General features: G+C 26.2%; 8 protein-coding genes. 6 read left to right on the top strand and 2 right to left on the bottom strand.

Annotated features, from left to right (window positions below; all coding sequences use genetic code 11):
* Positions 1-149: 149 nt before the first annotated feature.
* On the top strand, positions 150-1,604 hold the full coding sequence (locus tag ACIQ56_RS11460; RefSeq protein ID WP_397601196.1) for a hypothetical protein: 1,455 nt from the start codon (positions 150-152) through the stop codon (positions 1,602-1,604).
* Positions 1,605-1,615: 11 nt separating this feature from the next.
* On the opposite strand, the gene ACIQ56_RS11465 is transcribed toward ACIQ56_RS11460, so the two are convergent.
* A complete protein-coding gene (locus tag ACIQ56_RS11465) occupies positions 1,616-2,881 on the bottom strand; it encodes an MFS transporter (RefSeq protein ID WP_397601203.1) in 1,266 nt (421 codons plus the stop codon).
* 221 nt (positions 2,882-3,102) lie between these two features.
* The gene (locus ACIQ56_RS11470) at positions 3,103-3,831 is read right to left on the bottom strand and encodes an alpha/beta fold hydrolase (protein ID WP_397601197.1); all 729 of its coding nucleotides are present in this window, start codon (positions 3,829-3,831) and stop codon (positions 3,103-3,105) included.
* Positions 3,832-4,049: 218 nt separating this feature from the next.
* Here ACIQ56_RS11470 and ACIQ56_RS11475 point away from each other — a divergent pair, with 218 nt between their 5' ends.
* From ACIQ56_RS11475 to ACIQ56_RS11495, 5 genes are all read left to right on the top strand, one after another.
* Positions 4,050-4,517 carry a hypothetical protein gene (locus ACIQ56_RS11475; protein ID WP_397601198.1) on the top strand — a complete coding sequence of 156 codons (468 nt, stop codon included), beginning with the start codon at positions 4,050-4,052 and terminating at the stop codon, positions 4,515-4,517.
* Between the two features lie 363 nt (positions 4,518-4,880).
* Entirely contained in the window at positions 4,881-5,594 is a 714-nt protein-coding gene (locus ACIQ56_RS11480) for an acetyl-CoA carboxylase biotin carboxylase subunit family protein (protein WP_397601199.1), read from the top strand.
* The gene (locus ACIQ56_RS11485; RefSeq protein WP_397601200.1) at positions 5,585-6,157 is read left to right on the top strand and encodes a hypothetical protein; all 573 of its coding nucleotides are present in this window, start codon (positions 5,585-5,587) and stop codon (positions 6,155-6,157) included. The genes ACIQ56_RS11480 and ACIQ56_RS11485 overlap by 10 nt, the downstream gene beginning before the upstream one ends.
* Entirely contained in the window at positions 6,154-7,053 is a 900-nt protein-coding gene (locus ACIQ56_RS11490; RefSeq protein WP_397601201.1) for a methyltransferase, read from the top strand. The genes ACIQ56_RS11485 and ACIQ56_RS11490 overlap by 4 nt, the downstream gene beginning before the upstream one ends.
* Before the next feature lie 182 nt (positions 7,054-7,235).
* Positions 7,236-8,285 carry an extracellular solute-binding protein gene (locus ACIQ56_RS11495; protein WP_397601202.1) on the top strand — a complete coding sequence of 350 codons (1,050 nt, stop codon included), beginning with the start codon at positions 7,236-7,238 and terminating at the stop codon, positions 8,283-8,285.
* Positions 8,286-8,393: the final 108 nt, after the last annotated feature.

Consider the following 8,393-nt stretch of genomic DNA (forward strand, 5'->3'; position numbering starts at 1 on the left):
AGCTCAATCGCCCCTTGCTTGAATTCGCTTGTATACCTTCTTTTGGTTAACACCATTTCAACACCTCTTTCCTATAAGTTTTTTTCGGATCTGGGTGTCTACTTTCTTAGGGGAGGATCACAGATAACCAAAAAACAGATAAATTTTTTATGATAAAAAATAATCAATTTTTTTGTGAAAATGATGAAGATGCTAAAAAAATTCAAAGTTACAAAGATTTAGAAACGGGGCATTCTTATCATTTTATATCTGGTCTCAAATTTTATATAATAATAGAGAGTTCAACTGGTGAGCTTACTTTTAAGCAATTTGATTTAAATGGATTAAAGAGAGAATATTTAAGTAAAGATCAATTTGTATTTTCTAATGAAGAGTATATATTTGAATTTAATTATGATTTAGAATATCAAATAATAGGTTTAAAGTCTGAATTTTTGTCTAAAAATATAAATAAAAATCTGAAGGATGTTATAGCTTCTGTTGATACAGAAAGTAAAATTATTTCCATACTTTTAAATGAAACGGATTTCGCAGAATATGATAAAGAAAAAAATCTGGTCTATATTCATGAAAAAAATAGGCTGGCAATTGGTGAATCCTTAAAATATAATGATAGGTATTATTTTTATCAAACAGATAGTCATAAATATTTTTATACAGATTTTCGCTATATAAATCCTGCTAATTTTAAGATTGTAAGGAATTCTAATTTATATAAATTGGAGTATAATCATGTTCTGAATTGGACCGAAGATGATATTAATAAAAATGAGATATTAATAAAAAATATCGATACAAATAAAAAAATAGCGTTGTATTTACAACATTTTAATAATGAGAGATGGAATTCAATTAAAATTAAAGATGAATCATGTACTAAATTGTTAGATGCAAGGAATTCATTAAAAAAGACATTATGTAAAATAGGTGAAAACATAAATATAAATAAAAAAAATCTAATTAATGCTTATAGTGAAATAAATTCTTTAACCTTATTTCTTACAAATGATCAAGGTTCTTTTAGACAATTAAACTCTTCAACAAATTTGTTTGCTTATGAAAGTACAGTGGATGAATATTGGGGAGTTTATAGTTGGATTAGCTCATCTAATCCTTATCAGTTAAATTATAAATTATTTGCTTTTGGTGAAATCACAAATAGAAATCATTTTTTGGGAGACATTCGATTTATTGATTATAAGGGAAATATTTTAAAATTAGATAATATAGAAAATAGCATTGAAAGAAAATATGTAATTGAAAAAACATGGAGTGAAAAATATTTATCATTAATTTTTGCTGTTTTTGTTGTTCAAGATAACCGAAATAAATTTTTATATATATTAAAAAAAGATGGTACCTATGATATTTTAAACACGACTCAGTATTCTTTATTAAAGACAGGTTTTATATTTGATCTATTTCCTAATATTTCAAGTAATGAGATTGAAAATATTGACTATATTGTTAAACTAAAAAAAGATATTATTCTTTATAAGAAAAGTACTAAAACAGGAGTATATGAGGGATATTATATTTATCCCATATCGAATCTCATTCAAAAAAATTCGAGTTTAAAAGTAGACTACGTGAAAATAAATTAAGAATAAATTATTCAAGAATCATGAACTTTATTCTTTCTTATTAAGCTTAAAATAAATCCAATGATAGCAACCAGAATCATATAAAAAGCTGGCGCACTTTTTGATTTAAAATGCTCAATTAAAGTAGTCGCAATAAGTGGTGTAAATCCTCCAAAAATTCCAAAAGCCAAATTGTAACTTAATGATGAACCAGAATATCTAATTTTTGTAGGATAAGATTCTGCTAATAATAAAATAGCGGAAGCTGTTGCAGCTGCCGTAGCGACAGATACAATAGAATAACAAATATAAATAGAATTGAAATCATTTTCACTGAAGGAGTTAAAAATAGGGTAAGAGAATATGATAAATAAAATACAAGAAAAGTTAAAAACTTTACGACCACCAATTTTATCCGAAATATAGCCAAATAATACAATAAATAATGCATAAATTAGAACAAATATGGAATTTATTTTTAAGATATCTTCGGATTGAAATGAATAATATGTTTTAAAGTAATTTGGAAGATACAAGAGATAAAGGGTTACAGCAACCGCAACAACCCATATAGCACTTGCTGTTTGTATTAAAGAAAATTTATGATCTTTAAATATAAGTTGAACGGGGTATTTTATATTTTCTTTTTTCATTTGCTTAAAAACTGGTGTTTCCGTTAAATATCTTCTTAAATAAACACCAATTAAACCAAGGACTCCACCAATTAAGAATGGAATTCTCCATCCCCATGAATAAATTGTTTCTTCACTCATGAATTTTGTAACTAAATAACCTGCGCTTGATCCCAAAAAAATTCCAAATATAATTCCACAAAAAAGAATTCCACAAGCTAAACCTCTATGAGATTTTTGTGCATGTTCATAAATAAACGTAATGGAGCAAGGAATTTCACCACCAATAGCCAAGCCTTGTGCAAAACGACAGATAAATAATAAAATAGATGCAGTAATTCCGATTTGTGAATAGGTCGGTAAAATCCCTATAATAAAGGTTGGTGCTGCCATTAAAAAAACAGTAAATGAAAACGAATTTTTTCTTCCATTTTTATCACCAAAATGGCTAAAGACCAATCCTCCAATGACTCTAGCTAAATAACCACAAGCAAATACGGAATAGGTTAATATCAATCCTGCTACAGGGGAGTCATTTTGAAAAAATAATTTAGACATAATAGCAGCAAAATAGATATACACAACAAAATCATAAAATTCGAGAGAACCACCAAGTGCAGAAATTGAAAATGTTTTTATTTCATTTTTAGAAAGATTTTTATAAATAGGATTTCCTTTTGATTTTTTTTACGAAAGGGAAACTGGAATGTCATTGTTTACTTATCCTTTTAAATATATCGTCTTATTATCTAATAAAATTAATTTTATTAGATTAAAATAAATGAATATATATAATGATGCAACCCCAATTTTTTAGGAATTGCCATTACTGTCTTTTAATTAAATTTTTATAAGAGAAGCTTTGTTCTTATGAAATTGAAATTATTTTATAGTTTAGACAAAAAGGAGATACAAAGATCAGAGAACTCTTTAGGGGCTTCCCAAGGGACTCGGTGTCCTGCATGAGGTATAATAGCGATTTGAATACCTGAATTTAATGCTTGAATCTTATTTGTTATACTGGAAAACTTAGTATCTTTTTCACCACTAACCCAAAGAATTGGTATTTTTAATTTTTCAATACTTTCTTGTAAGTCATTTTGTTTTCCAAGTGAAAATCGATTTAAAATATCAAATATTTCATTTTTGTTTATTTCTTCTTTTTTCCTAACTAATGTGTTTTGAATTCCTGCAAAAGTAGGTTGGGAATCCCAGTCTTTTATAACATCTACCCAATTTTCATTTAAAAAACGATGGGACCAATGAAGGTCTTTTTCTATGCGGAGTTTTTTTTCATTTTCATTGCTTAAACCAGGATTCGCACTAACGATTATAGCAGCATCCCATTGAAAATTTTTAGATATTAAGGAGTGGAGAGCGAGTCTTCCCCCCAGTGAATAACCAATAATGATATTTTTATGGTTAGATTTATTTAATAAACAAGAATTATTAAAATTTTGAGACCAATTTAAAAAATCATTATTATGATTTATGTTATTTTCTAAAATATAGTCTGAAATACTATGGAATTGAAGGTCAAAATCTTTAAAATAGATTTTAATTTTTTCCCAATCTGAGGGACGCCCCAAAAAGCCATGAATAAAATTTAATTTCAAATTAGGAAATCCTTTATGCTATTAGCTTAGGGAAGCTATTTCTTTAAACAGCTTTTTTTATAACATAAGTGTAAATATATGTAAATACTAAATATAAAAGTGTATATTTTAAGATTAAAATAAAAATATAAAAAATAAAATATATTTATTTCATTCATATTTACTAAAATAGATAAATAGAATATGATATATTTTGTTTTAATATTTGGGGTGTTTTTATGCTTAAATTCCTTTCTTTCGTTTTTTTATTGCATTCAGCAGTTTACGGAATTTCAAATTATGATTCTTTAGACTCCTTTTTAATAGAAAGAACAGGTGGTGGCGATATTTCTATTGAAGTGAAAAAAGATTTTAATAATAAAATTGTTGGAAAAATAAAAAGATGCAATTTTAAGGAATTAAGTAAAGAAAATCAAACGAAAAGTATATTTTTCATTAAGGGAGAAACAGCTGCGATAGCTTCTGATATTCTTCAAAATAATGATAAAGTGACTATTGCATCAAAACAGGCTTTATTAGATTTAGCTTCTGGGACCTGGTTGCAATTAGATATTGTATATTCAAATTCGAAAAAAGAGAAAATGAAAATAAACTCACCTATTGTTATTCAGGGATCAAATGTTCAGTCTGTTTTAGAAGATATTGAAAATCAGGCGCGCGAAGAAAATAAAAAAATATGCCACTAAATTATTTATTTTTTTGGTAATCATATTTAAATAATTTTTTTAATGAAACACAATAAAATGTTATAAATAATTATCATATATCTTTTTATTTTTCAAATAATTTAATTTATAAAAATGTTATGATTTTTGATTTATATATTTATATTATATGATATTTTAAGAGTACCATTTTAAATTTGTATTAAATTTATAAATAATATAAAATTTTGATTGACAATTGATATTTGTTAATTATATATAACAATTGAAATGATTATTTTTAAAAAAAATAAATACAAATTACTTAAATTTTATGTTAAATTTTAATGATTTCAATAAATTTAAATTATATATCATTAATTTCTACTTTTGGAGAATAAATATATGAATTGTTTTATTTTTATTGAGGCAAATTTCACTGAATTTAATATGGAATCACTAAGATATGTTAATGAATTAGGATTAAAAGCAATCTTTTTTTGCAGAAATAAAAATCAATTTGATCATTATTATTATAGATATTTTGATGAAGTAATAGAATTAAATACATCCGATATAAAATCTCTTCTGAAAGCAACAAATTTTATTTTAAAAAAATATAAAATATTAGCAGTGACCTCTCTAAATGAAGATTTTGAAAATAATGCGGCTTCATTATGTGATTTTTTAAAATTACCTACTAACAAAGCTATAAGTATTTCGATTATGAATAATCGTTATAAATTAAGAGAGTTGTTAAAAAAAATGGACCCGAATTTAAATCCAAAGTATTCATTATCAAATAATATTTTAGAAGCCGAGTTATTTGCGAAAGACATTGGTTACCCTTGTGTAATGAAATCTTTATTAAGAAATAAAGGAATTTTTTCAAAAAAATTAAATAATGAAAATGATTTAAAAGAATATTTTCATGAAAATAATTATAAGTTGCAAAATATTGTCGGTGATACTTTTGGAAAAGGTGTTTTAATTGAGAGTATGATTGAAGGAAATGAGTATTCTGTTCATTTTATAAAATCTATAGATGGTAGGTTGGTCTTAACTGGTGTTTTTATAAAAGAAGTTATTCAAATTAAAAAAATCATTTTTTGGATATAGCAACCGTTTACCCAGCTAATTATGATGAAACGGATCTTCTATTCAAAAGAATTTCTCCAATAATTCATGAGCTAGAGTTTGATGTAGGAGCTATTCAAGTAAACTGTAAAATTGAAAATAGTTCTGTAAAAATTTTAGATATTATTCCAAGTCTCAACAATAATCCATTAGCGAGTCAAATGATTGAAATTTCAACAGGCATAAAACTTTCCCATTTGTTAATTGATCTTGCTTTAGGTCAAAATATAAATTGGCATCCAGAAAGTTTAAAGGTGGTTGCAATATATAAGCTTTTGTTGCCAAATATTGGTGTTTTTAAAGGAATTAAAAATTTAAATGAATTTTTAATTCACCCAAATATGGAAGCCATAAATTTTCATAGTGATATGGATAAGTGGGTTCATTTTAATTCTTTAGATAAAGAAGTGATTGGAACGATTATTGTAACTCATGATACCGCTGAACAAGCTCTCGATCTCGCTAGAGAACTTGCAGCTAAAGTAGAATTTTTAATTGATATGGATTGTTATCAGGATCATAAAAAGGAGAAAAAATTCATATGAATTCTATTTCTAATTTTGAAAACTCATTACGAAGTGAAAGAACATCATTGTGGTTTGAAACATTTTCAAAAAATACAAATGAAAAACAGAATACAAATTTATTCATTTCAAAATTATTTCAAAAATATATTGATAATAATAAAGCAGATATGCAAGATTTTGTTATTTTGGATTTAGGCTGTGGAAATGGAATTTTATCAGAGCAAATTGGAAAATTATTTTTAAAGAATAAATTAAATTTAAAATATCAAGGTATCGAAAAAAATTCAAAATTTGTGAAATTAACTTCAAATAGACTAAATAATATTGGTATTGAAAATGAAATTTTGGAGGGTGATTGTTTTGGGGAGACGCTTCTTCATTTTAAAAACAATATTGATATTTTGCTTGTTTCACATTCAGCTTACTATATAAATGACTATTCTTTTCTCTTTCGTTTTATTCAAAATTTATTTCATAAAATAAAGAAAAATGGTTTGGCATTATTCATACATGAGTCGAAAGATTCAGATATTAATCTTTTAGGAGAGAAATACAAAGGAAAAGATTTTGTAGATATTGTGAATAACTTAACAAAGTCAATTCAATTTTATATTCGTGTTCATAAAAATATGAATTTAGAATTACGAGCAATAGAATCTGAAGTTTATTTTCCTAATAATATAGATGATCTTTGGAATGAATTAACCGAAAGTTCGTTTAATTTTAATTCATTTTGTTTGAAAGAAAACTTTCTTATAGCTAAGTATTTGTTAGAGTTTATAATAGAAACACCTCTTGAAATTCTTGGAAGTAGTGGAAAATTATTTGAATATTTATCTAACGTAAAATTCCGTTTAGAAAATCAGAATCATAAACTAAAAACAAAAAGCATTGCGCATGTCTGCTATTTTTAATTTTAGTGCTCAAAAGCAACTCAAAGTAGTTGATTCAACATGAAATTGAAAAAGTTAAATAAAAATATCATAGGTTTATAAAAAAAACTTCATTTTTGATTGATAATGATTCTTGATTTCAATATATCTTTTTTATCGCTTTTTCAGGCGATTTCAAATAAAACAAAATGAGGATAAGTTAAATGAAATTAAAAAGTAAATTCTTTTCATCTGCTGTTTTTGGTCTTTTGTTATCCGTCTTTATGAGTCACGAAGTTTATGCATCTTCAGAAAATGAAAAAGTTGTGAACTTATATTCTTCTCGCCATTATGGTGTAGATAACGAACTATTTGAATTGTTCAAAAAACAGAGCGGAATAAAAGTAAATTTATTACAAATTAAAGAAGCTTCACAAATGATAGAGCGAATTAAAAGTGAAGGTAAAAAAAGTCCAGCTGACGTGATTATAACTGTGGATATCGGAAATGCTTGGAAGGCTGAAAATGCAGATCTTTTTCAGCCCGTTAAAACGGAAACCTTGCAAAAATCTGTTCCAAGTAATTTAGTAGAAGAAAATTTCTCATGGTATGCAATTACATTAAGAGGTCGTGCCATTGTATATGATAAAACAAAAATAAAAGAGAATGAAATTCAAAACTATGAAGATCTTTCAAATGAAAAATTCAAAGGAAAAATTTTAGCTCGAACCTCTAATCATGTCTATAATCAATCTTTAGTAGCTTCTCTCATTCAAGCTAATGGTGAAGAAAAAACAAAATTGTGGTGCGAAAAGATCACGGGGAATTTAGCTAGAAAACCAGAAGGTGGAGATATTGATCAAATGAAGGCAATTTACAATGGCAAGGGTGAAATTGCTATTGTAAATACTTATTACTACGCTCGCTTATTAAAATCGGAAGATCCCGAAGATCAAAAAGTTGTAAAAAATTTAGGAATTGTATTTCCAAACCAAACAAATAGAGGCATGCATATCAATGCAAGTATTGCTGGCATTGCAAAATACGCTCCCAATAAAGAAAATGGAATTAAACTTATCGAATTTTTAGTAAGCAAAGATGCTCAAGAAATTTTAGCAAAAATGAACAATGAGTATCCTGTAAGAACAGATGTTGAGTGGACAAATGTCTTAAAGAATATGGGAAAACCTAAATTTGATACCGTAACTTTATCAAAGGTGGGAGAAAACACTCCTAAGGCCATTATGATGCTTGATCAAGTGGGATGGCGTTAATTTGTAGTAGATGGTATATTATCTGACAATCTCCCTGTTTACAAAGACTCCCAAAAATGAAATTGTCTGTCAGTTAAAATTCAATCCAATATCTTTTTCCTTCCATTT

Source organism: Silvanigrella sp. (assembly GCF_044369315.1).
GTDB lineage: Bacteria > Bdellovibrionota_B > Oligoflexia > Silvanigrellales > Silvanigrellaceae > Silvanigrella.

Coding starts and splice junctions, on each gene's coding strand:
- ACIQ56_RS11460 (WP_397601196.1), top strand. CDS start 150: ATGATAAAAAATAATCAATTTTTTTGTGAAAATGATGAAGATGCTAAA.
- ACIQ56_RS11475 (WP_397601198.1), top strand. CDS start 4,050: ATGCTTAAATTCCTTTCTTTCGTTTTTTTATTGCATTCAGCAGTTTAC.
- ACIQ56_RS11480 (WP_397601199.1), top strand. CDS start 4,881: ATGAATTGTTTTATTTTTATTGAGGCAAATTTCACTGAATTTAATATG.
- ACIQ56_RS11490 (WP_397601201.1), top strand. CDS start 6,154: ATGAATTCTATTTCTAATTTTGAAAACTCATTACGAAGTGAAAGAACA.
- ACIQ56_RS11495 (WP_397601202.1), top strand. CDS start 7,236: ATGAAATTAAAAAGTAAATTCTTTTCATCTGCTGTTTTTGGTCTTTTG.